This is a genomic window from Streptomyces sp. A0592 (genome assembly GCF_004795115.1).
Lineage (GTDB): Bacteria > Actinomycetota > Actinomycetes > Streptomycetales > Streptomycetaceae > Streptomyces > Streptomyces erythrochromogenes.
This window is the reverse complement of sequence record NZ_SSBM01000002.1, coordinates 395,763-411,840: the sequence shown is the minus strand read 5'-3', so window position 1 is coordinate 411,840 and position 16,078 is coordinate 395,763. Positions and strand designations below refer to the sequence as shown.

Annotated in this window: 15 protein-coding genes and 1 pseudogene; 10 read left to right on the top strand and 6 right to left on the bottom strand. The window is 71.5% G+C overall.

Annotation, left to right across the window (positions count from 1 at the left end):
* Window positions 1-121: 121 nt before the first annotated feature.
* Window positions 122-571, top strand: coding sequence for an SRPBCC family protein (locus tag E6U81_RS05055; RefSeq protein ID WP_136228839.1), 450 nt, complete (start codon window positions 122-124; stop codon window positions 569-571).
* Window positions 572-672: 101 nt separating this feature from the next.
* On the opposite strand, the gene E6U81_RS05050 is transcribed toward E6U81_RS05055, so the two are convergent.
* Together E6U81_RS05050 and E6U81_RS05045 are read right to left on the bottom strand one after the other, a co-directional pair.
* Entirely contained in the window at window positions 673-969 is a 297-nt protein-coding gene (locus E6U81_RS05050; protein WP_168714560.1) for a DUF2188 domain-containing protein, read from the bottom strand.
* Between the two features lie 151 nt (window positions 970-1,120).
* Window positions 1,121-1,309, bottom strand: coding sequence for a DUF6381 family protein (locus E6U81_RS05045; protein ID WP_136228837.1), 189 nt, complete (start codon window positions 1,307-1,309; stop codon window positions 1,121-1,123).
* Window positions 1,310-1,570: 261 nt separating this feature from the next.
* Between E6U81_RS05045 and E6U81_RS05040 the strand changes: the two genes are divergently transcribed.
* Genes E6U81_RS05040 through E6U81_RS05030 form a run of 3 tightly spaced genes read left to right on the top strand, consistent with a single transcriptional unit; the run spans window position 1,571 to window position 5,414 of the window.
* Entirely contained in the window at window positions 1,571-2,215 is a 645-nt protein-coding gene (locus tag E6U81_RS05040) for a 2Fe-2S iron-sulfur cluster-binding protein (protein WP_206309845.1), read from the top strand.
* Complete coding sequence (locus tag E6U81_RS05035) at window positions 2,212-3,249, top strand: xanthine dehydrogenase family protein subunit M (RefSeq protein ID WP_136228835.1); 1,038 nt, start codon at window positions 2,212-2,214, stop codon at window positions 3,247-3,249. Before E6U81_RS05040 ends, E6U81_RS05035 begins: the two co-directional genes overlap by 4 nt.
* A 47-nt stretch (window positions 3,250-3,296) precedes the next feature.
* Entirely contained in the window at window positions 3,297-5,414 is a 2,118-nt protein-coding gene (locus E6U81_RS05030) for a xanthine dehydrogenase family protein molybdopterin-binding subunit (RefSeq protein WP_136228834.1), read from the top strand.
* 588 nt (window positions 5,415-6,002) lie between these two features.
* On the opposite strand, the gene E6U81_RS05025 is transcribed toward E6U81_RS05030, so the two are convergent.
* Together E6U81_RS05025 and E6U81_RS05020 are read right to left on the bottom strand one after the other, a co-directional pair.
* Window positions 6,003-6,392: a hypothetical protein gene (locus tag E6U81_RS05025; protein ID WP_168714558.1), complete on the bottom strand. Its 390-nt coding sequence runs from the start codon at window positions 6,390-6,392 to the stop codon at window positions 6,003-6,005.
* A gap of 183 nt (window positions 6,393-6,575) precedes the next feature.
* Window positions 6,576-7,580, bottom strand: a complete 1,005-nt coding sequence (locus E6U81_RS05020) for a BtrH N-terminal domain-containing protein (protein ID WP_136228833.1) — start codon at window positions 7,578-7,580, stop codon at window positions 6,576-6,578.
* A 120-nt stretch (window positions 7,581-7,700) separates the two neighbouring features.
* Here E6U81_RS05020 and E6U81_RS40865 point away from each other — a divergent pair, with 120 nt between their 5' ends.
* The 3 genes and pseudogenes from E6U81_RS40865 to E6U81_RS05010 all read left to right on the top strand — a co-directional run.
* A complete protein-coding gene (locus E6U81_RS40865) occupies window positions 7,701-7,952 on the top strand; it encodes a hypothetical protein (RefSeq protein WP_240803637.1) in 252 nt (83 codons plus the stop codon).
* Entirely contained in the window at window positions 7,946-8,308 is a 363-nt protein-coding gene (locus E6U81_RS40860; protein WP_240803636.1) for a sensor histidine kinase, read from the top strand. Before E6U81_RS40865 ends, E6U81_RS40860 begins: the two co-directional genes overlap by 7 nt.
* A 320-nt stretch (window positions 8,309-8,628) precedes the next feature.
* Window positions 8,629-9,432 (top strand): annotated as a pseudogene (locus E6U81_RS05010) (endo alpha-1,4 polygalactosaminidase); the annotation flags it as partial.
* A gap of 131 nt (window positions 9,433-9,563) precedes the next feature.
* On the opposite strand, the gene E6U81_RS05005 reads toward E6U81_RS05010, so the two are convergent.
* On the bottom strand, window positions 9,564-10,352 hold the full coding sequence (locus E6U81_RS05005) for a hypothetical protein (protein WP_136228831.1): 789 nt from the start codon (window positions 10,350-10,352) through the stop codon (window positions 9,564-9,566).
* Between the two features lie 235 nt (window positions 10,353-10,587).
* On the opposite strand from E6U81_RS05005, the gene E6U81_RS05000 reads away from it, so the two are divergent.
* The gene (locus tag E6U81_RS05000) at window positions 10,588-11,139 is read left to right on the top strand and encodes an AAA family ATPase (RefSeq protein ID WP_136228830.1); all 552 of its coding nucleotides are present in this window, start codon (window positions 10,588-10,590) and stop codon (window positions 11,137-11,139) included.
* 135 nt (window positions 11,140-11,274) lie between these two features.
* Entirely contained in the window at window positions 11,275-12,741 is a 1,467-nt protein-coding gene (locus tag E6U81_RS04995; RefSeq protein ID WP_240803635.1) for a M1 family metallopeptidase, read from the top strand.
* A 16-nt stretch (window positions 12,742-12,757) separates the two neighbouring features.
* On the opposite strand, the gene E6U81_RS04990 is transcribed toward E6U81_RS04995, so the two are convergent.
* Window positions 12,758-13,450 carry a peptidoglycan recognition family protein gene (locus tag E6U81_RS04990; protein ID WP_136228828.1) on the bottom strand — a complete coding sequence of 231 codons (693 nt, stop codon included), beginning with the start codon at window positions 13,448-13,450 and terminating at the stop codon, window positions 12,758-12,760.
* A 417-nt stretch (window positions 13,451-13,867) separates the two neighbouring features.
* Here E6U81_RS04990 and E6U81_RS04985 point away from each other — a divergent pair, with 417 nt between their 5' ends.
* On the top strand, window positions 13,868-16,051 hold the full coding sequence (locus E6U81_RS04985; RefSeq protein ID WP_240803634.1) for an endonuclease: 2,184 nt from the start codon (window positions 13,868-13,870) through the stop codon (window positions 16,049-16,051).
* Window positions 16,052-16,078: the final 27 nt, after the last annotated feature.

Below are 16,078 nucleotides of genomic sequence, written 5' to 3'. Positions count from 1 at the left end.
CCCTGCGCAAGGCGGGGCAGGCGCGCCGGGGCGGGGCAGCGATGGAGTGCCCATCCCGAAGCCGCCCGACACCGAGCGCCGGGCCCGGGCCCCGCAGTCCCACCCATCGAGGAGGCTGAGCATGTCGCAGGTCAAGGAGTCCATCGAGGTCGACGTCCCGGTCCGCACCGCGTACGACCAGTGGACACAGTTCGAATCGTTCCCGCAGTTCATGGACGGAGTCGAGCGGATCGAGCAACGCACCGACACCCTCACGCACTGGGTGACGAAGATCGCCGGTGTGGAGCGCGAGTTCGATGCGGAGATCACCGAGCAGATCCCCGACACCAAGGTCGCCTGGGTCTCCGTCGGCAGCGACACCGAGCAGTCGGGCCTGGTGACCTTCCAGCCCATCGACCCGTCCCATACACAGGTCACGCTGATGATGGACTTCGACCCCGAGGGGATGGCGGAGAACATCGGCGACAAGCTCGGCTTCGTCGACCGGCAGGTCAAGGGCGACCTGAAGCGCTTCAAGCACTTCATCGAGGACCGCGGCTCCGCCACCGGCGGCTGGCGCGGCCAGGTCTGACATCCGATGCGACGGGTGGGGGCACCAGCGTTCGCTGGTGCCCCCACCCGTCGGGGCGCGCGGCCGTAACCGGCAGGCCTGCGGTTCCTGGGTGGCGTGCCCTAGAAGACACCCCCGCGCTCTCCCGCCTTGCGGCCGCGCTCGCCGGGAGGCGCCGCGGGGGTCTCCCCGTAGGTGTAGGCGCTACGGATGTGCCCGTCGACGGCGTGGACGATCACTTGCGCGGGCTGGTGCTGCTGGGCGTGACGGCGCGCGGAGTCGATCGCGTCCTTCTGCGTCCGGTGCGGCTCGTGGAGCAGTCGGCGTCCTTCCCTGCCCTCGACCTGCCACCGCACGCCCGCAGCCGCCGCCCGCTCCCCGGAGGGTGACACATGGTAGACGGTCTGTTTTGCTGTCATGATCATGCTTCTAGCAGCCAGGCAGACTGCCGGTGAAGGCACACCCTCGGGATGCGGCGCGCAGGCCGCCGGGTCCGGCTGGTGACGCCATCGCCCCGGGGTCCGCAGCGCCGGCGTTCACCGCCGCGTGCCCGCGCCGTACCTGTCACTCCTACATGGGGTCCATGGTGGCGCTCTCCGCGCCGCCGACCTCCTCACACTTCGCGCGCAGGTGGACGGCCTTCTCCATGAGGCGCTCCCGCTCCCCCTGATCGGCGGCCCGCTGCGCCCGCAGCTCCAACTGCTCGGCCTTCTGCCGCATGGCCCCGGCCGCCTCGTTCCGCTGCTCGTCACCGCTCATGTCCGTCTCCTTCAGCGCTCGTACCGGTCAACGCCCCCGGGCGGCGGGCCGCCCGCCTTCCTCCTGACGCGTCTACCCCCGTCCCCACCGTTCTGACACGGGCACGGACACGATGACCCCGCCCCTCGCCGGCACGCGACGAGGGGCCCGGAGGTCGATCTGCCCGCGAGGTATGGCACGGCCGGGGCGGGGAAGGCGCCAGGGCGTACCTCCCGTACCCGGACATGGAGGGCGATCGTGGCTGCACGTACACGCAATCCCCTGCAACAGCGGCAGGCCGCCCCGGCCGCCGCCGGCCAGGTCCGCTCACGCGTCGCGCTCCGCGTGAACGGGCGGGCCCACGTCCTCGACCTGGACAACCGTGTCACCCTCCTCGATGCCCTACGGGAGCAGCTCGACCTGACCGGTTCGAAGAAGGGATGCGACCACGGGCAGTGCGGAGCCTGCACCGTCCTCGTCGACGGCAGGCGCGCCAACAGCTGCCTGCTGCTGGCCGTGACCCTGGACGAATGTGAGATCACCACCGTCGAGGGGCTCGCCGCCCCCGACGGCGCCCTCTCCCCCCTCCAGCAGGCCTTCCTCGACCACGACGCCTTCCAGTGCGGCTACTGCACTCCGGGCCAGCTCTGCTCCGCCGTGGGAGTGCTGCGGGAAGCCGCCGCCGGACACCCGTCGCACGTGACCGGCGCGGCCACCGCGGCCGACACCTCCCGCCCGGTCGTCCTGAGCGCCGAGGAGATCGGGGAGCGGCTCAGCGGCAACCTCTGCCGCTGCGGCGCCTACAACGGGATCGCCGACGCCGTAGCGGCCTGCGCCGACGCCGAGGCCGCCGAGGCCGCCCAAGCCGCCGACCGGGCCGAACCCCCGCCCCCGCCTGCGTCCCCGACCCCGGACGTGATCGCGTGAAGCCCTTCGCCTACGTACGGGCCGCCACCCTCCAGGAAGCGGCGGCCGCCTACGCAAGCCACCCCGGCTCCCGCTACATCGGCGGAGGCACCAACCTGGTCGACCTCATGAAGCACGGCGTGGAGACCCCCGAGACCCTCATCGACCTCACCCGCCTGCCCCTCCACGACATCGAGGAGCTGGACACGGGATCACTCCGGGTCGGAGCCGGCGCGTCCAACACCGACCTGGCCGTGCACCCCCTGGTCCGGAGCCGCTACCCCGCCCTGTCCCAGGCCCTCCTGGCCGGCGCGTCCGGACAGCTGCGCAATGTCGCCACCACCGGCGGCAACCTGCTCCAGCGCACCCGTTGCCCGTACTTCCAGGACGTCTCCAAGCCCTGCAACAAGCGGGAGCCCGGTAGCGGTTGCGCGGCCCGCGACGGAGTGCACCGCGACCACGCCGTCCTCGGACACTCCGCGCACTGCATCGCCACCCACCCCTCGGACATGGCGGTGGCCCTCGCCGCCCTGGACGCCGAGATCGAGCTCTACGACGGCGAGCACGGCACCCGCCGGGTGGCCGCGGCCGACTTCCACCGGCTTCCCGGCGACCACCCCGAACGGGACACCGTCATCCGCCCGGGCGAGATCGTCACCGCCGTGCTCCTGCCCCCGCCCGCGCCGGGATCCGTCTCCCTCTACCGCAAGGCCCGCGACCGCGCCTCGTACGCCTTCGCGCTCGCCTCGGTCGCGGCCGTGCTCGTGCTCGACGACGGCCGCGTACGCCACGTCGCCCTCGCCTTCGGCGGCCTCGCCCACCGGCCCTGGCGTGCCGCCACCGCCGAGGAACGGCTCACCGGCGCCGCACCCACCGGCGAGGCCGTACGGGAAGCCGTCGACGCCGAGCTGGCCGCGGCCCGGCCCCTTCCCGGCAACGCCTTCAAGGTCGACCTGGCCCGCAACCTCGCCTGCGACGTCCTGGCCACGCTGGTCCGCTCCGCCTCCGCCTCCGCTTCAGCTTCCGGCGCCCCTCCCGCCCACCACCGGCCATGACCGCTCCGACCCCCCACACCGGCCCCCGAACGGAATGGGGATCCGCGATGCCGACCCTGCCCGACAGCAGCCCGTCCGCCCTCGGCGCCCCGGCCCGGCGCAGCGAGGGACGCGAGAAGGTCACCGGAACCGCCCGCTACGCCGCCGAGCACACACCCCCCGGCTGCGCCTACGCCTGGCCGGTGCCCGCCACGATCGCCCGCGGCCGCGTCACCGCCGTCGACACCGCGGCCGCCACGGTCGTGCCCGGTGTGATCGGCGTACTGACCCCGTACGACGCGCCCCGCCTCGGGGCGGCCGACGACCCCACCCTGCACCTCCTCCAGGACCTGCACGTGCCCCACCGCGGCTGGTACGTGGCGCTGGCCGTCGCCGACACCCCGGAGGGTGCGCGGGCAGCCGCGGACGCGGTCCGCATCACCTACGAGAGCGCCCCGCACGACGTCACGCTCAGCGTCGACCACCCGCGCGCCTACACCCCCGAGGAGGCCAACGGAGGCCACCCCGCGCAGCGCGAGCAAGGAGATCCGGGCGCGGCACTGGCCGCCGCCCCCGTTCGGATCGACTGCGCGTACACGGTGGCTCCCCTGCACAACCACCCCATGGAGCCGCATTCCGCCGTCGCCGACTGGGACGAAGAACGCCACCGTCTCACCGTGCACGACTCCAGCCAGGGCGCCGGTCCCGTGCGTGCGGCGCTGGCCGCGCTGCTCAAGCTGGCGGAGGAGGAGGTCACCGTCGTCTCCGAGCACGTCGGAGGCGGTTTCGGCTGCAAGGGCACACCGCGCCCGCACGTGGTCCTGGCGGCCATGGCCGCGCGCCACTACGGAAGGCCCGTCAAGATCTCTCTCCCGCGTGCCCACCTGCCCGCCACCGTCGGCCACCGCGCACCCACCCTGCACCGCATCCGGCTCGGCGCCCGAACCGACGGCACCCTGACCGCCTTGACCCACGAGGTCACCACCCACACGTCCCGCATCCGCGAGTTCGTCGAACAGGCGGCGGTGCCGGCCCGTGTCATGTACGCCGTTCCCGACATCCGCACCACCCACCGGGTCGTCGCCCTCGACGTACCGACTCCGTCCTGGATGCGCGCCCCCGGCGAGGCGCCGGGCATGTACGCGCTGGAATCGGCGATGGACGAACTCGCCGGCGCCCTCGGCATGGACCCGATCGAGCTGCGCCTACGCAATGAGCCCCGCACCGAGCCCGACTCCGGCCGCCCGTTCAGCAGCCGCCACCTCGTCGAATGCATGCGCGAGGGCGCCCAGCGGTTCGGGTGGGCCGACTGCCGCGAGCCCCGCCGGCGGGGCCCGTACCTCATCGGGAGCGGGGTGGCCGCCGCCACCTACCCCGTCCTGGTCGCGCCCTCCACCGCCCGCGCACACGCCCGCCCCGACGGCAGCCACCTCGTCGAGATCAACGCCACCGACATCGGTACGGGGGCCCGCACCGTCCTGGCCCAGGTGGCGGCGGATGCCCTGGGCGTCCCCCTCGACTCCGTGTCCGTCGCCATCGGACACACCGGGCTGCCCGCGGCTTCACTCGCCGGAGGCTCCTCGGGCACCGCTTCCTGGGGATGGGCCGTCCACGATGCCTGCGCCGCCCTCGCCGCGCGCCTGGAGCGCCACCACGGGCCGCTGCCGGCGGAGGGCCTGTCGGCGTCCGCCGACACCACCCAGTCCGCCAAGCAAAAGTCCCCGTACTCGCGGCACGCCTTCGGCGCGCACTTCGCCGAGGTACGGGTCGACACGATCACCGGGGAGGTCCGCGTACGGCGCCTGCTGGGCGTCTTCGCCGCCGGCCGCATCCTCAACCCGCTGACCGCGCGATCGCAGCTCAAGGGCGGCATGGTCATGGGAGTCGGCATGGCACTGACCGAACACAGCACGATGGACGCCGAGTTCGGCGACTTCACCGAGAAGGACCTGGGCACCTACCACATACCGGCGCACGCCGACGTACCCGCCATCGAGGCCCACTGGATCGACGAGCACGACAAGCACCTCAACCCCATGGGCAGCAAGGGGATCGGCGAGATCGGCATCGTCGGAACGGCGGCCGCGATCGGGAACGCGTTCTGTCACGCCACAGGTCACCGCCTGCGCGAACTGCCCCTGACACCGGACCGCGTACTGACCGCGCTGGGCCGCCGCACGGGCTGAGCGGCCGCGCCTGCGCTGCGCCGGGCCGGGCCGCGCCAGGAGGTCCGGCTGCGTCCCGCAGGCCGTGGCCGGACCGGTCGTCCCGATCACCTGCGGCGGGTGGCCCCGGCCCGTCGGTCGAGGGGCGGCATCTCCTATCGGGCTCGCGCCTTCGGCGACCGCCTCTTGCTCCCGCTGTGGAAGCAGAAGGCACCGCAAGCGGCCACACAGAGTTCCTGTTCCTGGCCATCCCTACGGAAATCCATCGGAAGCCGCAGCAGTTCGAGGAATTCGGGCTCCGGCTCGCGAAGGCCGGTGGGGGAAGTGGCAGCGGTAAGCATGAAAACCTCCTGAGGACGGACGGAAGCGAAGTCGGTCCCCTCCATCTCACCAACCCGCCGTTTCCCTGCAGTCCTCCGAGTGGACGAAACGGCGGACGACCCTCGCGGGAGCAACCGGCGCACGGGGCGACAGCCGCGTCCACGCGTGGACCGGGCAACCGGCTCACAGAACCGGGTGGTGAGCGGACGGACGGGAAGAAGGACTGGATGATCAATTCCTGGGGAAAGCCTGCGGTGGGTGTGGGGCGGGCGGTGGGCTGCTTAAAGGTCAGGCGTCGGGGGCGACTTCGGGGTGCGTGAACCGCACGGGCTTTCCCAGCGACCGGGCGTAGGCGATCTCGGCTCGGGTGCTGTCCCCGACGTAGTCGCCGACCACGAGCACTTCATCAGCGAGCCGGATCTTCGCTCGGTGCAGATCGTCGAGTCGAACCTTCAGCGCCTCGGCCCCGACAGGATCGGACCCGAGTTCGTGCGGCGACTTCATGTCGCAGCCCGGTTTGACGACGATCCTTCCGGCTTTGGTCTCCCGCAGATCGGCCTCGGCCATCTCCGTCATGAAGCGGGTGGAGCCGCAGATCGCGACGATGCGCGGGAGGCTCAACAGCTTCTTCGCGTCGGCGAGCTTCTCCTCGGGAGTGAGCAGCTGCGGGTATGACACGGGTTCCTCCTGGTGGTGCGGTCCAAGGGGTGTGCCTGCGGAGACGAGAACGCTTGACCTCTCAGGCCGCATGGCTCCGCCTGCCCCAGCAGCCCGTACAAATCCAGAGGGGGCGTTGGGTCCGCCTCGGCGGATGGTCGTGGTCACGCCTCGACGTAGGCGGACCACACCACCGGGCGGACGTTACTTGCCGAGTGCCCGCACTGCCTGCCGCTCCAGGTCCAGGCAGCTGTCCACGCGCTCCGCGCACGCGTGGAGGAGTGCTCGCCGCTCCTCGGCGCCGGCCTCCGGAGCGGCGTTCCGGGCGAGCGCGGCCAGCTCCGACCAGTGACGGGCGGACTCCCTGAAGATGGCGGCGGCCTCCGGGTGCCCGACGAGGTCGAGGAAGTCGGCGTACAACGGCCGCGTCGCGCCCGGAGCGGTCCACTCCTCCTCCAGGCAGGAGTACAGCCGCCCGGTGGCGGAGCGGAAGGCCGCGGGCGAGCCGCCGAACCGGCGCTCCCAGCCCGCCCCGGTGGTGGTGTCGCGCAGCTGTGCCGCGAGCCTCTCCATTCCGGAGAAGCCGAAGTTCACGTCGAACTCGTTGCCCAGCACCGGACCGGTCAGGTGCGCGACCGTGGAGGCGATCGCCCCTGCCACGTCCGGCTCCCCCTCGGGCGGTCCCGTGGGCACGATCAGCTGGTGGCGGCCCTTGCGGTGGGCGGTCCAGGCAACGGCGAACTCTTCACGGTCGATCCGGTACGGAGTCGTGGCACCGTCCTCGATCAGCAGGTCGTCCCCGTCGTACCCGGCGATGACGACGGTGTACGGGTCGGCGCCCGTCAGTTCGGCGTCCGGTTCGGCCTGGTGCCACGGCAGCGAGGAACGGTCGACCACGCAGAAGGCGGGCTGCCCCTCGTCGAGCGCGGCACGGACCCGGCCCCAGCGGGGCTTCATCGCACGCGTGGCCTCGTACGGGATCCCCAGGCGACCGAGCGCGACCTGCACCCACGGCTCGGGGTAGGCCTGGGCCACGATCCTGACGAGGGGCGGTCGACCCGTGTACTCGAAGACGAAGTACATGAAGCCGATTCCCCCGGCCAGGCCGGCGACAAGCTCCTCGTCGTGGATGCCACCCGTGGCATGCCGGATCAGGGAGGCTTCACGGTGTCGTCCGGCGCCGAAGTCTTCGTACACGAGCACAGTCATACGGTCACCCTAAGCGAGCCCGTCCCCGCGCCCGTCCCCGCGCCCGTCCCCGCTGCCCCGTCTGTGCAGCGGGATTCGTCGTCATGCGGACGGCGGGCACAACATCAGGATGGACTGCACATGCGCGTACTCCTGGTCGAGGACGAACCCGACCTCGACATCGCGGGCACCGACCCGCGAGGCCTCGACCCGCATCTGCCGCGCATCCGCCGGGCCACCCGGCGCCTGACGGACGTCGTCGAGAACGTCCTCACCCGTGGCCGCCTCCAGGCTGCCGGACCGGACCTGCGCGCCGTTCCCCTGCGGCTCGACCAGCTGGTCGAGCAGGCCTGCGAGGACTCGAGGACCTTGCGGCCGGCCCGCACGTGGTGACCACCTCCCTCGACGCTTCCGTCGTCACCGCGGACCCCGCGCTCGTCCGCATCGCCGTCCGCAACCTCCTCGACAACGCGCTGCGCCACGGCCGCACCCCAGCCCCCGCATCCGCCGCCCGCGCGGAGGTGCACGTCATGGTGCGCGGTGCGACGGTGGCCGTGGCCGACCGGGGCCCGGGCATCGCGGCCGCAGACCTGCCCGGCCTGACGGAACGCTTCCGCTCGCCGGGCGGCGGCACCGGCATCGGCCTGTCCCTGGTCCGCGAGATCGCCGCCGCTCACGGCGGCAGTCTCACGGCGGACCTCCGCCCCGGCGGGGGCACCCTGGTCCGCCTCTCGCTGGGCCCCGGCTAGGCCTCTCTTTCGGATCTTGTAGGTCGGGCCAGCGTCGTCCGGTGCCGTGGCCGGCAAGGCGGAGGGGCGCCCGTGTACTGGACGTACTCGGGTGCCCCGACAACCTGGGGGTCCCCCCCGGACGGAGTCTGGGGGATCGGGTGCGGTGCCGGGCGGCGCGGGCCCGGCAAGATCCGAAAGAGACGGCCCAGGCGGACGGCACCCACACGGGCGGCCCGACATGCCCCCCCCCGGGTCGTGTCCCGCCCTCGCCTCATCGATTCCTCACGATCCCTCGCGCAAGATGCGAACACCTCGTCGCACCTCGCACAGGAGAACGCGTGCCGAAGCATTCCACGACCCCCCTTCTGCGCCGCAAGGCCACTCTGGCCGCGGACGCCGCGGGCGTCACCGTCGCCGTCGGAGCGGGCCTGATGCTCTCCCAGGCCTCCGCCGGCCAGGCCGCCGCCCCGCGCCTGCCCGCGGCGAACATGTCCTTCGACTACCAGATCGGCGCCCCCTACACCCCGCCCAAGGGCGTGCGCGCGGTCTCCCGCGACCGCTCCGCCCCGCCCGCCGCCGGGCTGTACAACGTCTGCTACGTCAACGCCTTCCAGGCCCAGCCCGACGCCCTGGACTGGTGGCAGAAGACCCACCCCGACCTCGTGCTGCGCGACTCCTCCCGGCGCCCGGTCGTCGACGAGGACTGGGGCGAAGCCCTGATCGACACCTCGACGGCCGACAAGCGCACCCGGCTCGCCAAGGTCGTCGGCGACTGGATCACCGGCTGTGCCCGCAGCGGCTACCAGGCCGTCGAACCGGACAACCTGGACTCCTTCTCCCGGTCCGGTGGCCGGCTGACGAAGGCGCACAACGCCGCCTTCGCGAAGCTGCTCGCCGACCGCGCCCACGCAGCGGGCCTCGCCATCGGCCAGAAGAACACCGCCGAGCTGCTCCCCGACCGGGCGAAGATCGGCTTCGACTTCGCCGTCGCCGAGGAGTGCGGCCAGTACGACGAGTGCGGTGACTTCGCCAAGGCCTGTGCGAACCGTGTGTTCGTCATCGAGTACCAGAACTCCGGCTACAGCAAGGCCTGCTCCTCCTGGGGCCCCAAGCTCTCCATCGTCCAGCGCGACCTGGACGTGACGGCCCCCGGCACCAAGGCCTACCGTTTCCGCACCTGTTGCCCCACTCCGCGGACCGGACCCGGACCCGGTCCCTGCCGTCGCCCCGCACTCGTCCGGCGGGACTCCGGCAGGGCGGGCGGTCGGTCGGATCAGGGGGCCCAGGGCAGTCGTACGGCCTCGATTTCGGTGTCGTCGAGCAGGGCCTCGACGAGCGCGGCGGGCCCCGCCACCTTGGTGGCCCACAGGTCGTAGTCCGTGCAAAGGATCCAGGACCGGTCCTGGGCCCAGAGGTTGGAAGGAGTCCAACCGTCCTCTTCGGGGTGGTCGTACAACGCCTTGGCGTCCATGAGCGTGCCGGCCCGGACGTGCAGGTTGTCGAACTCCTCGGCCCCCTGCAACAGCGGGTTGTAGTAGGCCAGGCAGCGGGTTTGCGCACCCTGCGGGCTGTGCTCGGTCAGGATGTCGACCAGGCGGTTCCAGTCGGTCCGTTCCAGGGTGCCCTCGGACGGCCCCGCGATGCCGACCGGCCAGCCGCTCGGCTCCCGGAGCGAAGGGAAGGAGCGGTGGCAGGGCAGATGCCCTTCGGGCGCCACGGGATCCCCGGTCCGTCGCGAGAGCTCCGCCCAGAGCAGCCGGCGCCAGCGCGGGCCGCGGGGCTCGCCCACCGTCCCCGCGAACACGTCCGCGGGGTCGAGGCCCGGGATGATCTCGGGCCCGCCGCCGTTCAGCACGGCTCGTTGATACGCGACGTAGGACATGGCGGTCGGCCCGAGTTCGTGCTCGTACATGGAGTGGAGCACCCAGGCGGCGTCGGGCAGCGCCGGCGGCATGAAGCCGGTGAGCCCGTCGTCGTCGGCCAGCTCCCGCAGCCAATCGGTCTCCCCGGCCGTGGTCAGCGGCCACCGGGCGGCCGCCGTGGCTGCGGATGTCTCGTGCATCCGTTCAGGATCTCACCGCCGCCGAGGCAGGCGCCCCCTGGGCGGGCACCGCGGCAAGCTCCGCGGCCACCATGACCACCCCGCCCGGCGGCGCCGGGCGCCGGGCGCCCCTCGACCCGCCGATTCGATGCCTCACCAGCACCCGGCCCCGTACGAGAAACTGAGGCGCCGACCGGGATCCATCGCCTCCCGGCTCGTCGAGCGCCGACCCATCGCATCCTCAGGAGCCCAGCGCATGCCGACACCGACCCTCGTGGTGGTCAGCGGTCCACCCGGTACCGGGAAGACCACCCTCGCGCGCCTCCTGGCCCAGGACCTCGGGTGCCCCGCGATCATCCGCGACGAGATCAAGCAGGGCATGGTCCTGAGCACCGCGGCCCGCCAGAGCGACGGGCACGACCTCCTCAACGTCCCGACCCTGCACGCATTCTTCGAGACCCTCGGCGTGCTCCTCCGCGCAGGCGTGAGCGTGGTCGCCGAGGCCGCCTTTCAGGACCGCCTCTGGCGCCCGGGCCTCGAGCCCCTCGCGAAAATCGCCAACCTCAGGATCATCCGCTGCACCACCCTGACACCCGTCGTCATCGACCGCATGACCCAACGCGTTCACCGTGACCGACACCGCGCCGCCCACGGCGACCACGAGCTCCTTGCCGACATCGCGGTCGGGGCCTACGACCCTGAGCGGTTCGACGACATCTCCCTCGACGCCCCCACCCTCCTGGTGGACACGTCCGACGGCTACCGGCCGGGGGTGGACGAGGTCGCGGCCTTCGCCCGGTCGCGTTGACCGACCGAGCCGTCGGCACCCGGACCGAGTCGCCCACCGCGCGGCCGGCGCCGTCCGGGGCGGTGCCCGCCGGAGGGGCCGCGGGCACGGCGTGGCGAGGGCGGGCGGCCCGGAGCCTGGGTCATGATCGGCTGCGTGAAGACTTCCGGACGTCTGGCCGCCGTCGCGGTCGCGGGCCTGCTCGCCGCCCTCCCGGCGTGCTCGGAGTCCGACGGCCGCAGCGGCGGCGGGGCGGGCACTCGTACGGGCACGGACACGGCGCGGACGAAGGCGCCCGGCGCGGTGTTCCGGGGCGGGCATCCCGGCGCCGCAGGCGCCCGTGACCCGTACTTCCCGGAGCTCGGCAACGGGGGCTACGACGTCAGCCACTACGCACTGACCCTGGACTACGACCCCGGCAGCGGTCGTCTCAAGGGCACCGCGGAGATCACCGCGAAGGCCACCGCGGACCTCAGCTCCTTCAATCTCGACCTCCTCGGCCTGGAGGTGCGGAGCGCCACCGTCGACGGCCGCACGGCGCAGGTCCGCCAGGACGGGCAGGAGCTGACCGTGCGGCCGAGCGACCACCTGAGGAAGGGCTCCGCCTTCCGCAGCGTCGTGCGCTACGCGGGCACGCCGGAGTCGATCACCCATGACCACGGGTGGCGCGAAGGCTGGCTGAGGACGGACAACGGAGCGGTCGCGTTCGGTGAGCCGACGGGCTCGATGTCCTGGTTCCCGGGCAACCACCACCCCTCGGACAAGGCCTCGTACGACATCACCGTCACGGTCCCCAAGGGGGTTCAGGCGATCTCCAACGGGCAGCTTCGCGCCCGGCACACCAGCGGTGGCCGCGCCACCTTCCACTGGCACCAGGCCGAGCCCATGGCGAGCCATGTGGCGACCGTGGCCATCGGCAGCTACGACATCAAGACCTCCCGGACCCGGTCGGGCATCCCGGTCGTGTCGGCGATCGACACGACCGCGGGCGTGGACGAGGACGGAGCGGTCCTCGGCCGGTTCCCCGAGGTCATGGAATGGGCCGAGGGGAGGTTCGGCCCCTACCCCTTCTCCTCCGCCGGGGTGATCGTCGATCAGGCGGCCGATGTGCCCTACGCCCTGGAGACCCAGACCAGGCCGACCATTCCGGCCGGCATCTTCCACACCACCAACGTGGTGCACGAAATGGCCCACCAGTGGTTCGGCAACTCCGTCACCCCGCGAACCTGGCGGGACATGTGGCTCAACGAGGGCTTCGCGACCTACGCGGAGTGGCTGTGGACCGAAGACCACGGCGGGGCCAGTGCCCAGGACCACTTCGACCGCAACCATGCCAAGGCCGCGGACGATGACGAGTGGGACTTCCCGCCGGCCGAACCGCCCAGCGCCTCGGACATCTCCCGGCAGCCGGTGTACGTGCGCGGCGCGATGGTGGTCCACAAGATCCGCCAGGCCGTGGGGGACGAGGGCTTCAAGGCACTGGTGCGGGGCTGGACCCTGAGCCGCCGCCACGGCCACGCCTCCACGGAGGACTTCACCTCGTACGTGGAGGCCAAGGCCGGGCGGGACCTCGACGCGATCTGGGACTCCTGGCTCTACGGCGACGGAAAGCCCTCCTCGTGACGGGCCCGACGCGGTGTCAGGTCCTGATGCGCCGGCGCGCGGTCCCGACGAGATTCATGTACTTGTCCCAGTCCCACACGGTCCCGGGGTCGTCGTGAGTGGACAGGGGGACCTCCACGTGGCCCAGAATGTGCTCCCGGTCGACCGGCACGTCGTACTTCGCGCAGATCGTGGCCGTGAGCACGGCGGACGTCTCGTACATCTTGTCGTTGTAGACAGGCTGGTCGGTCCAGCCTTCGTGCTCGATGCCGATGCTCCGGTGGTTGTACCAGACGCTGCCGGAGTGCCACGCCACGTCGCGCTCACGCACGCACTGGGCGATCCGCGTGCCGGTTGCGCTGATCATGTAGTGCGCGGACACCCTCTCGGCGGCGTCCTTGAACTTCGCGAACATGACCGGCAAGATGTCCGTTGTCAGATGAATGACGACGTATTCGATGGGATACGCCTCGGGACGGTCGGAGACCGTGTAGTTGGACTCGGAGGCTTCGACCCAGACGGCGGGGGCGTAGTCCACCGAGGAGTCCGTTCGCAGTGCCGCAGGCGGCCCTGCGGCGACAGGGGCCTTGTGTCCGGGACTCGGCAGCGCAGGTTTCACCTTCTCCTCGGGCCCCATCAGCCGAGGCAGCCCGACAGCGGCCAGAGCAGTGCCCGCCGCGCCGGCAGCACCCCACAGCAGCCGGCGTCGGGTAAGCGGGCTGTCTTCCATGGCCACTCCTCATGAAGTCGAGCAGGCAGGCAGAAGGACGACGCGCCGCGAATCCCGGCATCACGATGCGCAGGCGGCACGTCCCGTGACCTGATGCTTCACCAGCGCCCGCACCCCGGCAAGCCGGTCCTCCACCACTCGGCGCACGCGCTACTCCACCTGCTTGGCGAGCATGAGTTCGAGCGCGTCGGCTCGGCCAGGGGGTCCCCGGCGGCCCGCGCAGGAAGGCGGGACCGCCCGAAAGGGCCCGCACCCGCTCGCGCGGACCGGCTGTGGCGAGAAATTGACGCAGCAACCACTCCGGAACGCCCCCCTGTTCGGCTCAGCGGCAGTCAGGCCGTGTGCCCATACTGGAATGAGGGGGGGAGGAACTCCGACATCTGATCATGAAGAGTGCCGCCGAGGAGGCGAGCCGAAATGACAGTGGAGCAGTTGTCACAAGCCGACAAGGGTCTCCTGGAGCAGATGGAGGATGCCGGTCGGCGCTACGCAAGCCGTACCGGGGAACGCGACGGCCATCGGGAGGCCCTCCAGGAGCACGGCATCCTCCATGCCGACACCCGGGAACGGGTCAACAGCAGACTGAACCGTCTGGGCGTCGACTGGGCGATGGCCACGGCGATCGAGCGGACACCGGCGACCGCCACGACCGGTACCAGCCTGGACCTGGACCGCGAGCTGGTCAGCACCGGCCTGTTGACGCTTGAACGGTTCATGGGCCGCAACGATCTCATCGGAATCGACTACCTCGAAGGCGGCTTCCTCGCCGCCCGCTCGATCGGCCGAATAACCGTCCGGAGTCCCGGTTCGTCCCACCACGGAACCGGTTTCCTGGTGTCCCCCTCACTGCTGATGACGAACAACCACGTGCTGGGCTCCGCGGAGGAAGCGGCCGCCGGAGTGATCGAGTTCAACTTCCAGTCGGGCCTGGACGGGCAGCCGCTCGTTCCGGTCGTGTTCCCGCTCGATCCACAGAGCTTCTTCATCACTCACCGTGACCTCGACTTCACCGTGGTGGCCGTCTCCGGCCGCTCACGCGACGGTCAGGCGCTGGCGACCTTCGGGAGACTGCCCCTCAAGGAAGCTCAGGGCAAGGCCGTCATCGGGGAACTCGTCAACATCATCCAGCACCCCAACGGCGAGCCCAAGCAACTTGCCCTCCGGGACAACCAGATCGTGGACGTGCTGGACGACTTCGTGCACTACTCGGCCGATACGGCCCCCGGCTCCTCGGGCGCTCCGGTGTTCAACGACCAGTGGGAGGTCGTGGCCCTGCACCACGCCGGTGCTCCCCGCAAGGATCGCGACGGCAACGTACTGGCCGTCGACGGAAGCCGCTGGCATCCGAGCATGGGCGAGCACCGGGTGGACTGGATGGCCAATGAGGGCGTGCGGGTCAGCCGCATCCTCGGCATGATCCAGCAGTTTCCCCTGTCCGGCACGGCGGCAGCGCTCCGCGCGGAGCTGTTCGCGGCCGGCTCGTCGCTGCATCCCGTGGAGGTGTCGCCACCGACGGTCCTGACGGACCGCATGAACGGCGCCGCGCCGAAGGTCCGCTGGACCGTCCCGCTGCACATCAGCGTGAGCCTCGACGCCGATGTCGACACCTCTACCGCCGCCGATGGCGTGGCCCTGCGGCCCCGGGACGGATCACCGGCTCCGGGAGCGGTGCACCGTGCAACCACCCCCGCGTACGTGGGACTGCCGGACGGGATCGGACGTATCGACGGTCAGTCGCCCGCCGAGCGGGACCTGGCAGCCGCCATGGTCACCCTCGCGGCCTTCCGGGCCCGCCCCTACTACGACGAGGCCGCGGACCGGACGGCGCGCGAGGCCTACTACGCGGGCCTTCACGTCGGCAATCCCACCAGCCTGCGCCTCGCGCTCACCGAGCACCTGGAGTCCACGCACGAGCGTCGGCCGGCGTACAAGCCGATGCGCCTGCTCTACCCCTGGGTGGACCTGCATCCCGACGAGACGCTCCACGGCATCTACTCGGACAAGGGCTTCACTCCACAGGAGCTCATCGAGGCCGACGCGGCGGTGGAGGCCGCCCGCATCGGACGCTGGCAGGAGTTCATGCTCCACGAGAGCGCACCGGGGCGCGAGGCGATCGAAGCGGAGCTCGACCTCCTGGAGGCGTCGCTGCCCTTCAACTGTGAACACGTCGTACCCCAGTCGTGGTTCGCCAAGAAGGAGCCGATGCGTGGAGACCTGCATCATCTCTTCGCCTGCGAGTCGACGTGCAACAGCTTCCGCGGGAACATCCCCTACTTCGACTTCCCGGACTTCGACGAGGTCATCCGGCATGCATGCGGGCGCCGGGATCCGGGAAAGTTCGAACCCTCGGCAGGCAAGGGGCCGGTCGCCAGGGCGACGCTCTACTTCCTGCTCCGCTACCCCGGCAGGATCGGCGACGAGGCGCGCGAGCTGCAGCGGACCGGACTGGAGATGCTGCTGAACTGGCACGCGCAGCATCCGGTGGGCGTCTACGAGCAGCACCGCAACGCGGCGATAGCCGAGATGCAAGGCAACCGCAATCCCCTGATAGACCACCCGGAGTGGGCCGAGGAGATCGACTTCGCAGGCGCCTGGCCCTGAGCCGGCCATCCCGACTGTCCCGCCGGA